General features: G+C 52.1%; 17 protein-coding genes and 1 pseudogene. 12 read left to right on the top strand and 6 right to left on the bottom strand.

What is annotated here, in order from left to right; all coding sequences use genetic code 11:
• The first annotated feature begins 19 nt into the window (after nucleotides 1–19).
• The 6 genes from GHC22_RS12420 (at nucleotide 20) to clcB (ending at nucleotide 6,465) form a co-directional block, all read left to right on the top strand.
• A complete protein-coding gene (locus GHC22_RS12420) occupies nucleotides 20–328 on the top strand; it encodes a DUF1161 domain-containing protein (RefSeq protein ID WP_008784729.1) in 309 nt (102 codons plus the stop codon).
• A 148-nt stretch (nucleotides 329–476) separates the two neighbouring features.
• Nucleotides 477–2,915, top strand: a complete 2,439-nt coding sequence (gene ynfE / locus GHC22_RS12425) for a selenate/tellurate reductase subunit YnfE (protein ID WP_071446475.1) — start codon at nucleotides 477–479, stop codon at nucleotides 2,913–2,915.
• 10 nt (nucleotides 2,916–2,925) lie between these two features.
• Nucleotides 2,926–3,543, top strand: a complete 618-nt coding sequence (dmsB, locus tag GHC22_RS12430) for a dimethylsulfoxide reductase iron-sulfur subunit DmsB (protein WP_008784727.1) — start codon at nucleotides 2,926–2,928, stop codon at nucleotides 3,541–3,543.
• Nucleotide 3,544: 1 nt separating this feature from the next.
• On the top strand, nucleotides 3,545–4,399 hold the full coding sequence (locus tag GHC22_RS12435) for a dimethyl sulfoxide reductase anchor subunit family protein (RefSeq protein WP_153753116.1): 855 nt from the start codon (nucleotides 3,545–3,547) through the stop codon (nucleotides 4,397–4,399).
• A gap of 42 nt (nucleotides 4,400–4,441) precedes the next feature.
• Nucleotides 4,442–5,056, top strand: a complete 615-nt coding sequence (gene dmsD, locus GHC22_RS12440) for a Tat proofreading chaperone DmsD (protein WP_153753118.1) — start codon at nucleotides 4,442–4,444, stop codon at nucleotides 5,054–5,056.
• A 119-nt stretch (nucleotides 5,057–5,175) separates the two neighbouring features.
• Complete coding sequence (gene clcB / locus GHC22_RS12445; RefSeq protein ID WP_153753120.1) at nucleotides 5,176–6,465, top strand: voltage-gated ClC-type chloride channel ClcB; 1,290 nt, start codon at nucleotides 5,176–5,178, stop codon at nucleotides 6,463–6,465.
• Here clcB and bioD read toward each other — a convergent pair.
• From bioD to GHC22_RS12460, 3 genes are all read right to left on the bottom strand, one after another.
• Complete coding sequence (gene bioD, locus GHC22_RS12450) at nucleotides 6,421–7,116, bottom strand: dethiobiotin synthase (protein ID WP_020996409.1); 696 nt, start codon at nucleotides 7,114–7,116, stop codon at nucleotides 6,421–6,423. The two genes, clcB and bioD, sit on opposite strands and share 45 nt — an antisense overlap.
• A gap of 125 nt (nucleotides 7,117–7,241) precedes the next feature.
• Nucleotides 7,242–8,462 carry a sugar metabolism global transcriptional regulator Mlc gene (gene mlc / locus GHC22_RS12455; RefSeq protein WP_048214222.1) on the bottom strand — a complete coding sequence of 407 codons (1,221 nt, stop codon included), beginning with the start codon at nucleotides 8,460–8,462 and terminating at the stop codon, nucleotides 7,242–7,244.
• 128 nt (nucleotides 8,463–8,590) lie between these two features.
• On the bottom strand, nucleotides 8,591–9,490 hold the full coding sequence (locus tag GHC22_RS12460) for a LysR family transcriptional regulator (RefSeq protein ID WP_032943386.1): 900 nt from the start codon (nucleotides 9,488–9,490) through the stop codon (nucleotides 8,591–8,593).
• A 107-nt stretch (nucleotides 9,491–9,597) separates the two neighbouring features.
• Here GHC22_RS12460 and GHC22_RS12465 point away from each other — a divergent pair, with 107 nt between their 5' ends.
• Nucleotides 9,598–10,851 carry an MFS transporter gene (locus GHC22_RS12465; protein WP_153753122.1) on the top strand — a complete coding sequence of 418 codons (1,254 nt, stop codon included), beginning with the start codon at nucleotides 9,598–9,600 and terminating at the stop codon, nucleotides 10,849–10,851.
• A 33-nt stretch (nucleotides 10,852–10,884) separates the two neighbouring features.
• Here GHC22_RS12465 and GHC22_RS12470 read toward each other — a convergent pair whose 3' ends face one another.
• The 3 genes from GHC22_RS12470 to GHC22_RS12480 form a co-directional block, all read right to left on the bottom strand.
• Nucleotides 10,885–11,571, bottom strand: a complete 687-nt coding sequence (locus GHC22_RS12470; protein ID WP_060682237.1) for a CPBP family intramembrane glutamic endopeptidase — start codon at nucleotides 11,569–11,571, stop codon at nucleotides 10,885–10,887.
• 143 nt (nucleotides 11,572–11,714) lie between these two features.
• Nucleotides 11,715–13,205, bottom strand: a complete 1,491-nt coding sequence (locus GHC22_RS12475; protein WP_153753124.1) for an ATP-binding protein — start codon at nucleotides 13,203–13,205, stop codon at nucleotides 11,715–11,717.
• Entirely contained in the window at nucleotides 13,202–13,924 is a 723-nt protein-coding gene (locus GHC22_RS12480; protein WP_153753985.1) for a response regulator transcription factor, read from the bottom strand. Before GHC22_RS12480 ends, GHC22_RS12475 begins: the two co-directional genes overlap by 4 nt.
• A 189-nt stretch (nucleotides 13,925–14,113) precedes the next feature.
• Between GHC22_RS12480 and msrP the strand changes: the two genes are divergently transcribed.
• From msrP to GHC22_RS12505, 5 genes and pseudogenes are all read left to right on the top strand, one after another.
• Nucleotides 14,114–15,118 (top strand): protein-methionine-sulfoxide reductase catalytic subunit MsrP, encoded by a 1,005-nt coding sequence (gene msrP / locus GHC22_RS12485; RefSeq protein WP_153753126.1) that lies wholly within the window; start codon nucleotides 14,114–14,116, stop codon nucleotides 15,116–15,118.
• On the top strand, nucleotides 15,119–15,745 hold the full coding sequence (msrQ, locus tag GHC22_RS12490; protein ID WP_128611551.1) for a protein-methionine-sulfoxide reductase heme-binding subunit MsrQ: 627 nt from the start codon (nucleotides 15,119–15,121) through the stop codon (nucleotides 15,743–15,745).
• A 47-nt stretch (nucleotides 15,746–15,792) separates the two neighbouring features.
• A complete protein-coding gene (locus GHC22_RS12495; protein WP_153753128.1) occupies nucleotides 15,793–17,280 on the top strand; it encodes a carboxypeptidase M32 in 1,488 nt (495 codons plus the stop codon).
• Between the two features lie 137 nt (nucleotides 17,281–17,417).
• A complete protein-coding gene (asr, locus tag GHC22_RS12500) occupies nucleotides 17,418–17,813 on the top strand; it encodes an acid resistance repetitive basic protein Asr (RefSeq protein ID WP_048214236.1) in 396 nt (131 codons plus the stop codon).
• 270 nt (nucleotides 17,814–18,083) lie between these two features.
• A pseudogene (locus GHC22_RS12505) lies at nucleotides 18,084–18,904 on the top strand (serine protease).
• Nucleotides 18,905–18,923: the final 19 nt, after the last annotated feature.

The following is an 18,923-nucleotide window of genomic DNA, read 5'->3' on the forward strand; positions in this document are numbered from 1 at the left end:
GTCGATCATAAAGGAGCTGATGATGAAATACGTAACAGGAATTGCCGCGATCTTACTGGCAGTTGCATCCCCACAGGTTCTGGCCGCACCTGCGTCATGTGAACGCGTGAAAAGCGATATCGAGCAGCGCATCATCAATAATGGCGTCGCAGAGTCCAGTTTTACGCTGAACATTGTCCCCAACGATCAGGCCGATCAACCTGATTCACTGGTGGTAGGACATTGTGCAAACGATACGCACAAAATTCTCTACACCCGGACTAACAGTGGAAACGCCCCTGCCAACAGCTCGCCTGCACAGGACGGGCACGTCGCCGAACCGCAATAAATCATACCCTCCGTACGCGGAGGGTTACTCCAGTTTGATATGCATTAAGATGTCATACTCATAAATGGGTAAACTCACTCTATTATTAGCATGCTATTAATTTCGCTGTAGAGATTAATATATAGCGATAACTATAATGGAGTGAGTTATGTCTGATACTGAGCAATATGGAGGCATTAGCCGCAGGATGTTAGTGAAATCCTCGGCTATAGGTTCGTTGGCGCTTGCCGCTGGCGGGTTATCGTTACCTTTTGGGATGCGCACCGCAGCTGCTGCGGTACAACAGGCGATACAACCGGCTGAAGAGAAAGTGGTTTGGGGCGCTTGTTCCGTGAACTGCGGCAGTCGTTGTGCCCTGCAACTCCACGTCAAAGATGACGAGGTCGTATGGGTGGAGTCTGATACGACCGGAGACGATATTTATGGTCAGCACCAGGTGCGTGCCTGTTTACGTGGACGCTCAATCCGTCGACGGATCAATCATCCGGATCGTCTCAATTATCCTATGAAGCGCGTGGGCAAACGCGGTGAGGGTAAATTCGAACGCATAACCTGGCAGGAAGCGCTGGATACCATCAGCACCAGTTTAAAAAATACCGTACAAAAATACGGTAATGAGGCCGTGTACATCAACTACACCTCTGGCATTGTCGGCGGCAATATTACTCGCTCCTCCCCTTATGCCTCGCTGGTCGCTCGATTGATGAACTGCTATGGCGGATTTCTGAGCCATTACGGCACATACAGTACCGCACAAATCGCGGCGGCAATGCCTTACACCTACGGCTCAAATGACGGCAACAGTACCTCCGACATTGAAAACACGAAGCTGGTGGTGATGTTCGGCAATAACCCTGCCGAAACGCGCATGAGCGGCGGTGGCATAACATACTTCCTTGAGCAGGCCCGCGAGCGTTCTAACGCCCGCATGATCGTCATCGACCCGCGTTATACCGATACCGCTGCGGGTCGTGAAGATGAGTGGATCCCTATCCGTCCGGGAACCGATGCCGCACTGGTGGCGGGAATCGCCTGGGTCCTGATTAACGAAGATCTCGTCGACCAGGCGTTCCTTGACACATATTGCGTCGGTTATGACGAGAAAACCCTACCCGCTGACGCCCCCGCTAACGGACATTACAAGGCCTATATACTTGGCAATGGCGATGACGGTGTCGCTAAAACGCCCCAATGGGCCTCGCATGTCACAGGGATCCCGGCCGAGCGCATCATTAAACTGGCACGAGAAATCGGTAGTACAAAACCGGCGTATATTTGTCAGGGTTGGGGTCCACAACGTCAGGCTAACGGCGAACTGACTTCGCGCGCGATCGCAATGCTGCCAATCCTGACTGGCAACGTTGGCATCAACGGCGGCAATAGCGGTGCACGAGAATCAACCTACACCATCACGATTGAACGCATGCCGCTGCCGGATAATCCCATCAAAACCCAAATATCCTGCTTTAGCTGGACCGACGCCATCGCCCGGGGTCCGGAAATGACCGCAACCCGCGATGGCGTGCGCGGTAAAGATAAGCTCGATGTACCGATTAAATTTATCTGGAACTACGCGGGTAACACCATTACTAATCAGCACTCAGATATCAATAAAACGCATGAGATCCTTCAGGATGATACGAAATGCGAAATGATAGTGGTCATCGAAAACTTCATGACCTCCTCGGCGAAATATGCCGATATTCTGCTGCCGGACCTAATGACCGTCGAACAGGAAGACATCATTCCTAACGACTATGCGGGCAACATGGGATACCTCATTTTTATTCAACCCGCGACGTCACCGAAGTTCGAACGCAAACCGATCTACTGGATAATGAGCGAAGTCGCCAAACGCCTTGGCAATGATATCTATCAACGGTTTACGGAAGGCCGTACTCAGGAACAGTGGCTCCAGTATCTGTATGCAAAAATGCTGGCCAAGGACCCCGCGCTCCCTTCTTATGACGAACTGAAAAAAATGGGGATCTATAAACGCAAAGATCCTAACGGGCATTTTGTCGCTTATAAAAAATTCCGCGACGATCCGCAGGCCAATCCGCTCAAAACACCGTCTGGAAAGATTGAAATTTACTCCAGCCGGCTGGCGAAAATTGCCAACACATGGGAGTTGCAGAAGGATGAAGTAATTAGCCCACTTCCCGTCTACGCCTCCACGTTTGAAGGGTGGGACGATCCCAAACGCAGCGCATTTCCGCTGCAGTTGTTTGGCTTCCATTACAAATCCCGTACGCACTCCAGCTACGGCAATATCGATGTTCTGCAGGCGTCCTGTCGTCAGGAAGTGTGGATCAATCCCGTCGATGCCCAAAAACGTGGTATTGCAAATGGCGATATGGTGCGGGTCTTTAACGACCGCGGGGAAGTACGTATTCCGGCCAAAGTGACGCCACGGATCCTGCCTGGCGTCAGCGCAATGGGCCAGGGTGCATGGCACGATGCTGATATGGCCGGCGACAAAATTGACCATGGCGCCTGCGTCAATACGCTGACAACACAGCGCCCTTCACCGCTGGCAAAAGGCAACCCACAGCACACTAATCTGGTCGAAATCGAGAAGGTTTAAGGACTAACCCATGACAACTCAGTATGGATTTTTTATTGATTCCAGTCGTTGCACCGGGTGCAAAACCTGCGAACTGGCCTGCAAAGACTACAAAGACCTCACTCCTGACGTCAGTTTCCGGCGGATTTACGAATACGCAGGTGGTGACTGGCAGGAAGACAACGGCGTCTGGCACCAGAACGTTTTTGCCTACTATCTCTCCATCTCCTGTAACCACTGCGAGGATCCGGCCTGCACCAAGGTTTGTCCAAGTGGTGCGATGCATAAGCGTGAGGATGGTTTTGTGGTGGTCGATGAAGACGTATGCATTGGCTGTCGCTACTGTCATATGGCCTGTCCGTACGGTGCGCCACAGTACAATGCTGCAAAAGGACATATGACCAAGTGTGATGGCTGCCATGATCGTGTTGCAGACGGCAAAAAGCCCATCTGCGTCGAGTCCTGTCCGCTGCGTGCGCTGGATTTTGGCCCCATCGACGAACTGCGCAAAAAACATGGTGAACTGGCTGCCGTCGCCCCGCTGCCGGGTGCGCACTTCACCAAACCAAATATTGTGATCAAACCAAACGCCAATTGCCGCCCGACCGGGGATACCACGGGTTTTCTGGCTAATCCAAAGGAGGTGTAAAATGGGAAATGGATGGCATGAATGGCCGCTGGTACTGTTCACGGTGCTGGGCCAGTGCGTAGCCGGGGCGCTGATCGTCAGTGGTTACGGCTGGCTGACCGCTAAAGACGAGCTGGTAAAACAACGTATCGTTCGCAGTATGTTTTTTCTCTGGCTGGTAATGGGCATCGCCTTTCTCGCCTCGGTTATGCATTTAGGTTCGCCGCTGCGCGCGTTTAACTCGCTGAACAGAATTGGCGCATCGGCGCTAAGTAACGAAATCGCCAGCGGTTCGCTGTTTTTCGCCGTCGGTGGCCTGTGGTGGCTGGTGGCGTTTCTCGGTAAAATGCCCGCAGCGTTAGGTAAAATCTGGATGCTGTTGAGCATGTTGCTGGGCCTGGTATTTGTCTTTGCGATGACCAACGTCTACCAGATAGACACCGTCCCAACCTGGTATAACGGTTATACTACACTGGCGTTTTTCATGACGATGCTGCTCAGTGGACCGCTATTTGCCGCTCTGCTGCTGCATGCTGCAGGTGTTTCTTTTAACGCCGCCAGATTCGCCGGTATCAGCGTATTGGCTCTGCTGGTTACGGTGGCCGTTATTGTGTTGCAGGGACTGTCACTCGGCGAGATCCACAGTTCGGTACAATCCGCCAGCGCACTGGTTCCCGACCACGGCAGTTTACAGGTCTGGCGAGTCCTGCTGCTGGCCGCGGGTCTGGGTTGCTGGATATGTCCGTTGATCCGTCGCAAAGGACCGTCAGTTGGCGGGTTGGCGCTCGGGTTAATTCTGGTGCTTGTCGGTGAAATCATTGGCCGCGGTTTGTTTTACGGTTTACATATGACAGTCGGAATGGCTGTCGCAGGTTAACTTTCGGGTGCGGGGCAACCCGCACTGTTCAGGATTGTTTGCATGACCCATTTTTCACAACGTGACAACTTTTCTACCGCAGCGCGCGTGCTTGGCGCGCTGTTTTACTATGCCCCAGACAGTGCGGAAGCTTCGGCATTGGTCAGTGCGTTAAGAACCGATGGCTGGCAGGCGCAGTGGCCGCTTGAAAAGACAACGCTTTCGCCGTTAGTCGCTCAGTTTCAGGCTGAGGCCGATGAGTTTCTCCCGCAGGCCTGGCAACGTCTGTTTGTTGGACCTTATGCGCTCCCTTCTCCGCCATGGGGATCCGTCTGGCTGGATCGTGAAAACGTGTTGTTTGGCGACTCCACGCTGGCTTTGCGTCAGTGGATGCGGGACAACGGCATCCAGTTTGCCATGCAGCAAAATGAGCCAGAAGATCACTTTGGTTCACTGCTGTTGCTAACGGCCTGGCTTGCTGAGAACGAACGCCACACCGAGTGCGAGCAACTGCTGGCCTGGCATCTGTTCCCATGGTCATCGCGCTTCCTTAATGTGTTTATCGAAAAAGCCGATCACCCGTTTTACCAGGCGCTGGGTGAGCTGGCGCATCTGACGCTGGCACAGTGGCAATCACAGTTACTGATCCCGGTAGCCGATAAGCCTTTGTTTCGTTAATTTCGTCACAGGCAGGAATTGTCCTGCCTGTGGTGCATCCTGTTGCGCACGCTGAGCTTTTGCTTCTGTTGTCAAATAGCCGCAAAATAAAACGTCTGAAACTTCCTCTCTGGCCACTCATGCATCATTTACATGCTTACCCTGACCTGCGTGCCATGTTCCGCCGCCTGCTGATCGCCGCGTTGATTGGCGTCCTTGCTGCGCTGGCCGTCGCAGGATTTCGTCATGCCATGCTGCTTCTCGAATGGTTGTTTCTGAGCAACAACACGGGAAGTCTGGTCAACGCAGCGACAAACCTTTCGCCTTTAAGGCGTATGCTGACACCTGCACTCGGCGGTCTGGCGGCTGGATTACTACTGTGGGGTTGGCAAAAATTTAACCGTTTACGTCCGCAGGCTCCCACTGATTATATGGAAGCCCTGCAAACCGACGGACAATTTGACGTCAGTGCAAGCCTGGTGAAATCGCTGGCCTCGTTACTGGTCGTCGCCAGCGGGAGCGCCATCGGACGTGAAGGTGCCATGATTTTACTGGCGGCGCTGGCGGCCTCCTGCTTTGCTCAACGCTTTACCCCGCGTACAGAATGGAAGTTATGGATTGCCTGCGGCGCCGCTGCAGGTATGGCTGGAGCCTATCATGCCCCGCTGGCGGGCAGTTTATTTATTGCCGAAGTATTGTTTGGCACGCTGATCCTCGCCTCACTGGGGCCGGTAGTGGTGTCCGCCGTAGTCGCATTACTCACCACCAATCTGCTTAGCGACAGCAATGCACTGCTGTATACCGTGCACCTGTCGCGGGAATTACATGCTCTGGAATACGTTATGATTGTCAGCACCGGTCTGGCTGCTGGCATCTGCGGACCGCTCTTCATGTGGTTGATGACCGCCAGCCATAATGTATTTTTGCGCTTAAAACTCTCGCCACCGTGGCAACTGGCGCTTGGCGGGTTGATCGTTGGCCTGCTTTCATTGCTCACGCCTACGGTCTGGGGTAATGGCTACAGCGTGGTGCAGTCATATTTACTTTCACCACCGCTGCTGGCCGTGGTTAGCGGGATTTTTATCTGCAAATTACTGGCGGTGCTTGCCAGCAGTGGATCCGGTGCCCCGGGTGGCGTGTTTACGCCAACGCTGTTTGTCGGCTTGTCGGTGGGCATGTTGCTGGGTCAGGTATGGGGATTATGGCTTACAGGCTCGGATGAGATTGCTATTTTACTGGGATTAACGGGGATGGCCACGCTGCTGGCGGCTACCACGCATGCACCAATAATGTCGACGTTGATGGTTTGTGAAATGACCGGGGAGTATCGCCTGCTCCCCGGATTACTGATCGCCTGTGTCCTGGCGTCGGTGCTCTCGCGTACGTTACGCCACGACTCTATCTACCGACAGCACGCTGCCGAGCATTGACAGGCGGATGTACTGAGACAGTTCACGCTGCTCTGCACGAGGTAGATAAGGCAGTTCACCGATCAGCGGTGCAGGTAATTTTTTACCCAGCACATCAATGATTTCCGCATAATGTGCCAGCCCCGGGTTAATGCGATTCGCAACCCAGCCAATCAGCGGCAGTCCGTCGCTGGCAATCGCCTGCGCGGTGAGGATCGCATGGTTAATACAGCCTTCCTGGATACCCACTACCATCAGCACCGGCAGTTGTTCCTGCACCACCCACTCCGATAACGGACGCAGATCGTTCATCAAGCTCCGCCAGCCTCCGGTGCCTTCCACGACAACGTGATCGACTTTTTCGCTGAGGCTTGCGAGACCGTTGGATAACAGGGTGTAATTGACCGGACCACTATGCGCCACGCTACTTTCATCTTCGCTCAACGCAATTGGGTTAATCGCCTCATAGGGCAGCTCGATAGATGACACACTTTGCAGTACCAGTGCATCTTTGTTGCGCAGACCTTCGGGCGTCTCTTTGCTGCCTTTGGCTACAGGTTTGTAACCCGCAACGCTTTTACCCCCTGACGCTAACGCTTGTAGTAATGCGCGGGAAACCACGGTCTTCCCAACAGAAGTGTCTGTACCTGTAATAAAGAAACGCTTCAGCATCACTAACTCCACCGCTATGCTTTGAAAATATAAGTCAGGAAAATAAAACAGTGGAGAAAGTCTAAGGTATGACGACCAGGATCAGCTTGAGATAGCGCAATTTTTCGTACAACAGTTAAAAAATGTTAACCCTGTAATAGACGAATCAACAAAGAACCGTTATACATCGCGTCCTTCACGAGTGCCGCCCCCGCCATCGTCCCCTGATTGGTAAACTGGGTACTTTCAACGACTATATGCTGACTGTAAGCCGGAAGCGCCTGCTGACGAATGCTGTCAGCGATGGTTGGGAACAAGATATCTGCCGCTTTACTGAGCGGAGAGCCAATCAATATCTTTTGCGGGTTGAACAAATTCACCATGATGGCAAGAATTCGACCGACGTGGGTCCCAACGCCGCTAATGATATCTTTCGCCAATAAATCACCCTGCATGGCCGCCAGACACAGCGCGTCTACCGTTAACGGTTGCCCATGTAGAGAAGAACTCATTGACTGCTTCAGGCGCACCTGCGCCAATTCGAGCACGCTATCGACGCTGGCGATTGTTTCCAGACAACCATGGTTGCCGCAATAGCAGCGTTTACCGTAGGGATCGACCTGCGTATGACCAATCTCCACCAGGCTACTGCTGCCTGCATGCAGCAAATGGCCGTCAGTGATCACCCCTGCACCCACGTTATGATCGATCACCACCTGAATGACGTCGCGCGCACCGCGCGATGCGCCAAAAAGCGCCTCGGCCATCGTCCAGGCGCTGATATCGTGCTGAATATACACCGGCACGCCGGTATGGTTCTCAAGCGCTTCGCCCAACGGCATCTCTTTGACATCTTCGTAAAATGGCATGCGATGAACGATACCGTTTTCAGTATCGATAATACCGGGTAAAGTGATGGCGATGGAGGTTAAGCGCTCCAGCTTTTGCTGGTGGCGGATGAAAAACTGATCGACCTGGGTTATCACGCGATCCAGCAACGGCGTTTCACTGACCAGTGGCATGTCCAGGCAATCTTCAACCACCAGTTTGCTGCTCAGATCGCGTAGCGCCAGAAAAATCTCGCCACGACTGATACGAATGGATAAGTAGTGCCAGGCCTCCGTTTCGACAACCAGCCCAACGGCCGGACGACCACGGCTACCCGCTTCCTTGATTTCCAGCTCTTGCACCAGATGCGCTTCGAGCATTTCGCGGACAATTTTGGTAATGCTGGCAGGCGCCAATTGTGCCAGGCGGGAGAGATCAATACGCGATACCGGACCCAGCTGATCAATCAGGCGATAAACCGCACCCGCATTGGTCTGCTTAATTTGATCGATATGCCCAGGCTGACTATCAGCAACCACCACTTACTCCCTTTATTTTCGCGCTCCGAAATAATCTGCGGGCTATGGTGAAGCACTTCAATGGCTTCCGTCAACTTTTTACTTAGCCTTGTGATTTACTGCACATTTTCGCCCATTTTTAAACTAAATTAACCGCTCTGAACGGCCGCCAGAAGCTGCTCGCGAAAGCGTTGCGCGGCGTGACTTTGCTCATGATGCTTTGGCCACACTAACCACATTTCCGAGACAGCATCTTCTTCCGCTATCGGGATCCAACACATTTCATACAGTTGCACCCGTTTAAAAGAAGCAGGAAGTATAGAAACCCCTAATCCTGCGGCCACCAGCCCAATGATAGTCATCGCCTCGCCAACCTCCTGCGCAATCGTCGGTTTCAGTCCATAGCGACGCATCAGGCCCAGAATATCGTCATACAACCCTGTCCCCACATGGGGGTCAAAAAAGACAAATGGCTCATTCGCCAGTTCGGCCAACGTGACCACGGGTTTTTGCGCCAACGGATGCGCACGTGGGATCATTGCCATCAGTGGTTCATGCAGAATGATTTCACGCTCCAGCGTTTCCGGAAGCTGCGTATTACGCAGAAGTCCCAAATCCAGCGTTCCTTCATTGAGCGGGGCAATTTGCTCACGCGTGTTCATTTCACGGGTTTGCATATGCACTGCCGGGTAGCTTTGGCGAAACAGCGATAACGTATCTGAAACCGCTTTGATAAACGGCGCGGACGACGTAAAGCCGATACGCAATTCCCCTGCTTCTCCCAGATGCAAACGCTCAGCCCTGGCAGCGGCTTCATTAACCAGCCCGAGGATCTGCCGACTGTCCGCCAGAAACTGCTTTCCGGCAGAGGTCAGCGCCACGCTACGGTTAGTTCGGGCAAGTAACCGGGCGCCAACCTGCTGTTCAAGGATCTGGATCTGCTGACTTAGCGGCGGTTGCGAAATGTTTAACCGCGCCGCCGCCCGACCAAAATGCAACTCTTCGGCAACGGCCACAAAGTAACGTAAATGACGCAGTTCGATATTCATATTTTTAAAATATTATTTGAGATTATTAATATATTAGACAGAATATTGTGATTTTCATACTCTTAAGGCTGGTCCTGTAGACGTAATTGAATGAGCAAGGATTTCAAGTGAGCCGTACAACAACTGTCGATACCGCGCCAACAAGCGATGTTGATGAACAGATAGTTACCCCGCCGGATGGATTTATCAAACGCGGAACATCCCCATTTATGCGCGTCACGCTGGCGCTGTTTTCCGCCGGACTGGCGACTTTTGCCCTCCTCTATTGCGTACAACCCATACTGCCAGTGCTCTCGCACGAGTTTGGGGTCTCTCCCGCAAGCAGCAGTATCTCGCTTTCCATCTCGACGGCGATGCTGGCGATAGGGTTACTGTTTACCGGCCCACTTTCAGATGCTATTGGCCGCAAGCCGGTGATGGTTACCGCGCTGCTGCTCGCCTCTTGTTGTACGCTGCTTTCAACGATGATGACCAGCTGGCACGGTATTTTAATCATGCGTGCTCTGATAGGACTTTCACTGAGCGGCGTCGCAGCGGTAGGGATGACCTATCTGAGTGAAGAAATTCATCCCAGCTTCGTCGCCTTCTCAATGGGCCTGTATATCAGCGGTAACTCAATTGGCGGAATGAGTGGTCGCTTGATCAGCGGCGTGTTTACCGACTTTTTTAACTGGCGTATCGCGCTGGCGGCGATCGGCTGTTTTGCCCTTGCCTCTGCGCTGATGTTCTGGAAAATCTTACCGGAATCCCGTCATTTCAGACCCACGTCGCTGCGCCCGAAAACGTTGTTTATCAACTTCCGTTTGCACTGGCGCGACAGAGGCTTGCCGCTGCTGTTTGCGGAAGGTTTTTTACTGATGGGATCGTTTGTCACGCTGTTTAATTACATCGGCTACCGCCTGATGCTCTCCCCGTGGGAGCTCAGCCAGGCGGTTGTAGGTTTGTTATCTGTGGCGTATCTGACCGGGACATGGAGTTCGCCAAAGGCGGGTTCTATGACCACTCGTTATGGCCGTGGCCCGGTAATGCTCTTTTCAACAGGCGTGATGCTGGTTGGACTTTTGATGACCATGTTCACATCGCTATGGCTGATCTTCGCCGGGATGCTGCTCTTTTCGGCCGGGTTCTTTGCCGCGCACTCCGTAGCAAGCAGTTGGATTGGACCACGAGCAAAACGCGCTAAAGGCCAGGCTTCTTCCCTGTATCTGTTCAGCTATTATCTGGGATCCAGCATTGCCGGTACGCTGGGCGGTGTGTTCTGGCACAGCTATGGCTGGAACGGCGTGGGCGGATTTATCGCCCTGATGCTGGTGTTGGCGTTGCTGGTCGGTGCGCGTTTGCACCATCGTCTGCACGTATAATCCGCGATGCCCGGGTTCCGGGCATCACCTTCATCACCCTGGCTGTAACGTCTGAGCCGCCATCTGCAGAGCAACAACTGTCCCGTTCATCACTATATGCAGCAAAATTGGCATCAACAGACCGTTGCTTTTCAGTCTGGCCAGGATCAACACCTGCGACACAAGAAACAACATCAGCAACGTGCGTAGATCCACATACTGCGTATGCATGATGGCAAAAATGACCGATACCACCACTGACGACAGCCAGGTTTTATTATTGAACCAGTACTGGAACGCGTTGAATAAACAGCCTCTGAAAACAATTTCTTCATAAACTGGCGCGATAAATATCAGGGTCAACGTAGATAACCACAACGCATAACTACTTAAGGATATTTGGCTGGTCACCCACGCTTCGGTTTGTCTAAGCCCCAAAACCAATGGCAGGATAAGCTGAATAAAAAGCAGCGCCGCAAACAAAATGGTAAACCACCTGGCGTTGAAAATGCCTTTGCCCAGCCCCTCTCTTTTTCTAAAGAAGAAATAATACAGCGGAACCAGCACAACAAATTCCAAAGCAAACAACAGCGGAAAAAGTAGCCCTTTGGCAAGCAGGTCCTGACTCGCGGGGAAAAACAACGGGGTAAACGTAAGGCCAAACATCAGTAAAAACATTGAAAAGCAGCCAGCAACTGCTTTGGTCCTGGCGATATACAGGTTGTCGGCATCCTGTGACATACGATCTCCTTGCGCTCATCGAAGATAAGCTGATGAATTATCGATATATGATAAAAATTCTCATTATCACTGACAACCTACCAACTTTTACGCAATGCCCATGGGGACAATGCCAAAACCCTATTTACTCTGAAACATCACCGTCAACTACTCAGGGGAGAATCCGCCAGCGGCAACGAAAAACGGAAGCAGGCCCCTGCCGTTGAGCTAACCAGGCTGATATCCCCTCCATGCAGTTCGAGCATTCTACGCACGATCAGTAAGCCCAGCCCACCGCGCTCAGCTCGTTTCTCACGGGGAATTAACGCGGTCGGGCGCTGAAACAATACTTTTCGCACAGCTTCTTCTACCCCTGGCCCACTGTCCTGCACTTCGGCGAATAAACGGTCTGCATCACGCCAGACTTTTAACCGTACTTCACCTCCGTCAGGCGTATGACGGATAGCGTTATCCAGCAGATTCGTCACGACTCTTTCTATCATCGATAAATCGGCATTCACCAGCGGTAACGGCCCCATTACGTCCAGGTGCAACTGTAAATGACGCGTGGCAACAGGGAGATCAAATTTCTGCGCCACATCCTGAATCAATTCACCAATAGCAAAACGTTCACGCTGCGGTTTTATACCACCATGCTCCAGCCTTGCCAGCTCAAACAGCTGTTGTGACAGATGGCGAACTTTATGCCCCTGGCGCAGCGCGATGCTAAGATAATGCCGGTTTTCCTCCGGCGTCATCGTATCGGCTTTCAGCGACAGCATTTCCAGATACCCCAGCAGTGAAGTGAGCGGCGTACGTAAATCGTGCGAAATATTGGCTATAAACTCTCTGCGCTGACGATCGCTGTCAGCTAATAAATCCCACTGCTGGGCAATTTTCTGCGCTAACTCAATAAACGCATTGTTCAGCAGCGCAATTTCATTCTCCGGTACCGGTTCGGGATTTTTTTGCGCCAGTTGTTTGATGACGCTAATGCTGTCCTGTTCCAGTTTGACCACCTGCCCAGTCAGCCTTTTCACTGGATTCGTCACCCATCGCCACACCAGGAATCCCGCGATGGCACCGGCTAATAAAACCAGTATTAACGTCCAGGCCACGGTATTCCAGAGCGTTTTTTGCCATGCGGTATTCGCCAGCATATTCAGGTCTTCACCCTGCAAAATAATGTACAAATAGCCATGCAGCTCACCGTTATATAAAACCGGCGCGGCGCTGAATACCTTTTGCTGGCTGCTGCGCGGATCGTTGCCATATACAGGCAACTCTTCTGAATTAAGGAAATCCTGTATCGGCTGTACGCTAATTTTCTGCCGCTGGATATGCCCAGGCGGTGCGGCATCAGCGAGTATTTCACCTGATGGTGAAACCAGATACAGCTCCACGCTGGGGTTGAGCGTCATCAGGTGATTAAACAATCCTTTTAAGGTCTGGCGATTAACCTGCCCGCTGGTATCAATAAGCGACTCACTTTTGACAATCTTGCTCGCCAGCTCCAGCGAGAGCCTTTGCACCATGGCGTCGCCATACTGTTTACTGCTGCGGATCTGGACAACACTGACGGTAACCGCACAAATCAGCATAATGGCAGTAAAGACCAGAGTCAGACGCTGGCTCAGCGACAGGCGATAAATCATTCCTGATGCTCCGCATTAACCGCTGCTAACTTATAGCCTCGTCCCCAAACCGTGAGAATAATTTCCGGCTCCGCAGCATCCTTTTCAATTTTGGTCCGCAGGCGATTAATATGACTGTTCACCGTATGCTCATACCCTTCATGCTGGTAGCCCCACACCTGATCTAACAGTGCCTGACGCGAAAAGACCTCGCCTGGATGACGGGCGAAGAAATAGAGCAGATCGAATTCGCGCGGTGTTAAATCGAGGGATTTACCATGCTGGCGGACTTCCCGGGCTAATGGGTCAATCTCTACGCCATGAACGGTGATAATCCCCGCCTCCATACGTAGGTTCTGACTCATCGCTTCCTGACGACGAAACAATGCCTTTACCCGGGCCATCAACTCCAGCACCGAGAAAGGTTTGGCCAGATAATCATCGGCACCCATTTCCAGCCCCAATACACGGTGCGTTTCACTGGTGCGGGCGCTGATAATGATGACGGGCAAATAAAAACTCATTTGGCGAATGCGACGGCAAATCTCCAGCCCGTCGACACCCGGTAGCATCAAATCGAGGATAACGGCATCCCAGACGTGTTTCTCCAGTTGTTCAAGCGCTCGCGTGCCGTCCGCCTCATGAACAATCTCGTAACCCTCATCCTTCAGGCTAAGCTGCAAAAGTGAGGCAATATCGCTGTCATCTTCCACCAAAAATATCTTTTTCGCGCCTGCCATCAGTGTCATCCCCCTCTCGTCATGCTGAAAGCTTACCTCAGGCAAGGGGCGGAAGTTATCACAAAATTTTTAACTTTTCGTGAGGATCCAGGGATACGCATACGCGCAGTATGTCGTTATAGACACGTCAGGCATAAACAGGGAAACGTCGCTTTGTTTTCCTTAACATGAAAATAAAAAGGAAAAGTTATGCAGAAAAAACGTCCACTTCGGGAAGCTGATGTTACAGCCGAATCAGTTTTTTTTATGCAACGACGACAAATCCTCAAAGCACTTGGGATAGGCGCGGCGGCGGCCACGCTGCCTTACCCAACACAGGCTAATTTGTTGGATTGGTTTAAAGGCAACGATCGTCCACCCGCACCCGCAGGCAAAGCGCTCGAATTTACTAAGCCCGAACGCTGGCAAAACAGCCTGTCTCTGACGCCAGAAGACAAGGTGACGGGCTACAACAACTTCTATGAATTTGGTCTGGATAAAGCCGATCCTGCGGCCAATGCCGGTAGTCTGAAAACCGATCCCTGGACGTTAACCATCAGTGGTGAGGTCAACAAACCTTTAACCTTGGATCATGATGCGCTGACCACACGCTTTCCATTAGAAGAACGTATTTATCGGATGCGTTGCGTTGAGGCCTGGTCAATGGTTGTGCCGTGGGTGGGTTTTCCGTTGCATAAATTACTGGCGCTGGTTGAGCCAACCAGTCACGCCAAATACGTCGCTTTTGAAACACGCTACGCCCCTGATGAAATGCCGGGCCAGAAAGACCGCTTTATTGGCGGTGGGTTGAAATATCCCTATGTCGAAGGTCTGCGGTTGGATGAGGCTATGCACCCGCTCACACTTCTCACCGTAGGCGTATATGGCAAAGCATTGCCGCCGCAAAACGGGGCGCCGATACGCCTGACCGTACCCTGGAAATACGGCTTCAAGGGCATTAAATCGATAGTCAGTATCAAGCTAACGCGTGAACAGCCGCCGACGACCTGGAATATGTCAGCACCGAATGAATACGGATTTTACGCCAACGTAAATCCGCAGGTGGATCACCCTCGCTGGTCTCAGGCTACTGAGCGTTTTATCGGTTCGGGGGGCATTCTCGATGTACAGCGACAGCCCACGTTACCTTTTAATGGTTATGCCGATGAGGTGGTATCGTTATATCAGGGCATGGATCTTCGGGAGTATTTTTAAGTGAGGTTGACTGCAAAACAGATAACCGGTCTGAAAGTGCTGCTGCATCTCGCCGGTTTTATACCCCTGCTATGGCTCTTCTGGGCCGCGCAGCATGGCGGATTAGGTGCCGACCCGGGAAAAGATATCCAGCACTTTACGGGCATTACCGCGCTGAAGTTTTTGCTGGCTACCCTGCTGGTATCGCCGCTTGCGCGCTATGCAAAGCAGCCTTTGTTGTTTCGTACCCGGCGGTTGTTAGGTTTATGGTGCTTTGCATGGGCCACACTGCATATAACCAGCTATGCTCTGCTGGAACTGGGTATACAAAACCTGGAATTGTTGGGTCGTGAACTGGTTTCACGCCCATGGCTAATGCTGGGTATGGCCGGTTGGATTATCTTATTCCTGTTGACGTTGACCTCGACACAAGCCGCTCAGCGTAAAATGGGCAAACGCTGGCAAACATTGCACAACTACGTCTACCTGGCCGCCATTTTGCTACCGCTGCATTATCTGTGGTCGGTAAAAGTGCTATCACCGCTCCCTATTATCTACGCCATCTGTTTTGTGGTTCTGCTGGCTTTTCGCTATAAAAAGCTGTTACGGAAAACCGGGTACAAAGGTGTGTTTATGAAAAGTGAGTGAATCACGGTAAACTTCTTAACCACACCTAAACAGAACGAGAACAAAAAATGAGTAACAATGATAATTACCATCAGCTCACCCGCACGTTCCAGCGGCTCTCTCGCTTCTCCCACCTCTCGGCAATCGCCAGTTGGGACATGTTTACCATGATGCCGCCAGGAGGCAGTAAAGCCCGAGGCGAAGCGCTGGCCGAGCTGAGCGTGCTTGAGCACCAACTGTTAACCGATCCGAAAGTGGCAATGTGGATCGCCGCAGCGCAACAGGAAGATCTCAACGATGTAGAACAGGCGAACCTGCGCGAAATGTCGCGATTGCATCACCAGGCATCCTTGTTGCCCGAATCGTTGGTAGAAGCAAAATCTCTTGCGGGAAGCCGCTGTGAGCATGCCTGGCGTAGCCAGCGACCAGCTAATGACTGGGAAGGATTTTCCGATAACCTGAAAGAAGTTGTGAAGTACAGCCGCGAAGAAGCCCGACTGCGCGCAGAAGCTAAAGGTTGTTCGCCGTATGAGGCGCTACTGGACATCTTTGAACCAGGAATGACCAGCGCTCAGTTGGATGTCCTTTTCGCAGACGTTAAAAGCTGGCTGCCCGATCTGCTAAACAAGGTGGTGGCAAAGCAGTCTCAGCAATCGCTCATCGCCCCGGTAGGTCCCTTCCCAACAGCTGTACAGCGAGAGCTGGGTCTTGAAACAATGGCACAGCTAGGTTTCGACTTTACCGCTGGTCGGCTGGATATCAGTGCACATCCTTTCTGTGGCGGCGTACCAGAAGATGTTCGCATTACCACCCGCTATGATGAAAACGAATTACTCAGCGCGCTGTTTGGCGTGATCCATGAAACCGGTCATGCGCGCTATGAGCAAAACCTGCCACGCAGCTGGTCTGGGCAACCTATTGCTCTGGCACGCTCAACCGCCATTCATGAGTCCCAGAGTCTGTTCTTTGAGATGCAACTGGGACGCAGTAAAGCCTTTCTGATGCGGTTGATTCCGGCTGTAACGCGCCACTTTGGCGATCAGGCAGCGTTTGAAGAAAGCAATTTCATCGCCTGGAACCAGCAGGTCAAACCCGGGTTTATCCGTGTTGATGCCGACGAGGTAAGCTATCCCGCTCACGTGATCCTGCGTTATGAAATCGAACGTGCGCTTATTAATGGCGATATTGAAGTGGATGATATCCCGGCATTGTGGAACGAGAAAATGCAGGCCTGGCTGGGGCTGTCAACGATCGGAAACTACCGTAACGGTTGTATGCAGGATATTCACTGGACTGACGGCGGCTTTGGCTACTTCCCTTCCTATACCTTAGGCGCCATGTATGCAGCGCAGTTGTTCAGTGCCGCTAACCGCGCATTGCCTGATTTGAATCAGTCTATTGCCCAAGGTGAGTTTGGTGCCCTGTTTGACTGGTTACGTCAGAACATCTGGCAGCATGGCAGCCGCTTTACTACTGAACAGCTTATTACCCAGGCGACCGGAGAGCCGCTCAGCAGCCGTTATTTCCGTTCTCATCTGGAAGCCCGCTATTTGTAATCTCATACCGTGAGTCATTGTACATATCGTTACACGCCGAAACCAATGACTCACGGAAGCCCTGTGTTTACAGCGATATAGTTATTTCAACGGCCCCGCAGTGGGGTTGAATGAAAAACCAAATCGAGGGTATGAGAATGAAAAAAGTATTAGCTCTGGTTGTTGCCGCTGCTATGGGTCTGTCTTCTGCTGCTTTTGCCGCTGAAACAACTGCTACTACCGCTCCGACTGCTGCTGCAACCACCAAAGCAGCGCCGGCAAAAACCACGCATCATAAAAAACAGCACAAAGCAGCGCCGCAGAAAGCGCAGGCTGCCAAGAAACACGCTAAAAAATCCACCACTAAACCGGCTGTAGAACAAAAAGCGCCAGAGCAGAAAGCTCAGGCTGCTAAAAAACACACCAAAAAAGCAGCAACCAAGCCAGCAGCAGAACAAAAAGCACCAGAGCAGAAAGCTCAGGCCGCTAAAAAACACACCAAAAAAGCCGTAAAACACGACACCGCTAAACCAGCAGCTCAACCTGCAGCATAACGCATTTGTAGTCACTATGGCGTCCCCCACGCCATAGCATACGGCGCTAGATCAACCTGATGTAGCGCCGCCTTTCGGAGGGTAAAATGGTGTCACATTACCGCTTTGAGTTCATTCTTATTACTCTGATAATTTGCGCCCTCATTGCCATGCATTTTTATCTTTCCTGAGTGTAGTTATCTGATTTTACTCCCACTTTCTCGCCGTCCCGTCTATAGTATTAACTGAGGGTTTGCTGTTTATAATCATAATTCCCCACCAGAGTGTGATATGCATAAAACCATTGCTGTATTACTGGGCTCAATTTTTTTTTTCCTGTTGTTGCGCATGCGGATCAGCCAGCAACGACCACCGCTGAAGCAGAAAGCATAAAAACGCTGTTTTTTGGTCATGACGATCGCACGAAAGTAACGGACCCAACGCAATCACCGTGGGACGCTATCGGACAACTGGAAACCGCCAGTGGTAATCTGTGTACCGCCACGCTCATTTCACCGCATCTGGCCCTGACTGCCGGACACTGCTTGCTCGCTCCACCGAAAGGCAAACCGGATAAAGCCGTCGCGTTACGCTTTGTGTCGAAAAAGGGTGTCTGGCGCTATGAAATCCATGGAATCGAAGGACGGGTTGACCCCTCACTAGGTAAGCGTTTGAAAGCCGATGGCGATGGCTGGATTGTGCCGCCATCAGCAGCCCCGTGGGATTTTGGTCTGGTGGTGCTGCGTTACCCGCCTTCCGGAATCACGCCCCTACCATTATTTGAAGGTGATAAAGCGGCGTTAACCGCGGCGCTGAAAACCGCCGATCGCAAAGTCACACAGTCGGGCTATCCGGAAGATCATCTGGACGATTTGTACACCCATCAGGATTGCGTGGTGACCGGCTGGGCGCAGAATACCGTCTTGTCGCACCAGTGCGACACGCTCCCGGGCGACAGCGGTTCACCGTTGATGCTGAAGACAGATTCAGGCTGGCAGTTGATTGGCGTACAAAGCTCCGCTCCGGCGGCGAAAGATCGCTGGCGAGCCGATAATCGCGCCATATCCGTGACCGGTTTTCGCGATAAGCTGGAAGAGTTGGCGCAGGAGTAACATATGCTGCCCGCATTAA

The sequence above is a fragment of the Citrobacter sp. H12-3-2 genome (assembly GCF_009649895.1).
Lineage (GTDB): Bacteria > Pseudomonadota > Gammaproteobacteria > Enterobacterales > Enterobacteriaceae > Citrobacter > Citrobacter portucalensis.

Coding starts and splice junctions, on each gene's coding strand:
- GHC22_RS12420 (WP_008784729.1), top strand. CDS start 20: ATGATGAAATACGTAACAGGAATTGCCGCGATCTTACTGGCAGTTGCA.
- ynfE (WP_071446475.1), top strand. CDS start 477: ATGTCTGATACTGAGCAATATGGAGGCATTAGCCGCAGGATGTTAGTG.
- dmsB (WP_008784727.1), top strand. CDS start 2,926: ATGACAACTCAGTATGGATTTTTTATTGATTCCAGTCGTTGCACCGGG.
- GHC22_RS12435 (WP_153753116.1), top strand. CDS start 3,545: ATGGGAAATGGATGGCATGAATGGCCGCTGGTACTGTTCACGGTGCTG.
- dmsD (WP_153753118.1), top strand. CDS start 4,442: ATGACCCATTTTTCACAACGTGACAACTTTTCTACCGCAGCGCGCGTG.
- clcB (WP_153753120.1), top strand. CDS start 5,176: ATGCATCATTTACATGCTTACCCTGACCTGCGTGCCATGTTCCGCCGC.
- bioD (WP_020996409.1), bottom strand. CDS start 7,116: ATGCTGAAGCGTTTCTTTATTACAGGTACAGACACTTCTGTTGGGAAG.
- GHC22_RS12460 (WP_032943386.1), bottom strand. CDS start 9,490: ATGAATATCGAACTGCGTCATTTACGTTACTTTGTGGCCGTTGCCGAA.
- GHC22_RS12470 (WP_060682237.1), bottom strand. CDS start 11,571: ATGTCACAGGATGCCGACAACCTGTATATCGCCAGGACCAAAGCAGTT.
- GHC22_RS12475 (WP_153753124.1), bottom strand. CDS start 13,205: ATGATTTATCGCCTGTCGCTGAGCCAGCGTCTGACTCTGGTCTTTACT.
- GHC22_RS12480 (WP_153753985.1), bottom strand. CDS start 13,924: ATGGCAGGCGCGAAAAAGATATTTTTGGTGGAAGATGACAGCGATATT.
- msrP (WP_153753126.1), top strand. CDS start 14,114: ATGCAGAAAAAACGTCCACTTCGGGAAGCTGATGTTACAGCCGAATCA.
- GHC22_RS12495 (WP_153753128.1), top strand. CDS start 15,793: ATGAGTAACAATGATAATTACCATCAGCTCACCCGCACGTTCCAGCGG.
- asr (WP_048214236.1), top strand. CDS start 17,418: ATGAAAAAAGTATTAGCTCTGGTTGTTGCCGCTGCTATGGGTCTGTCT.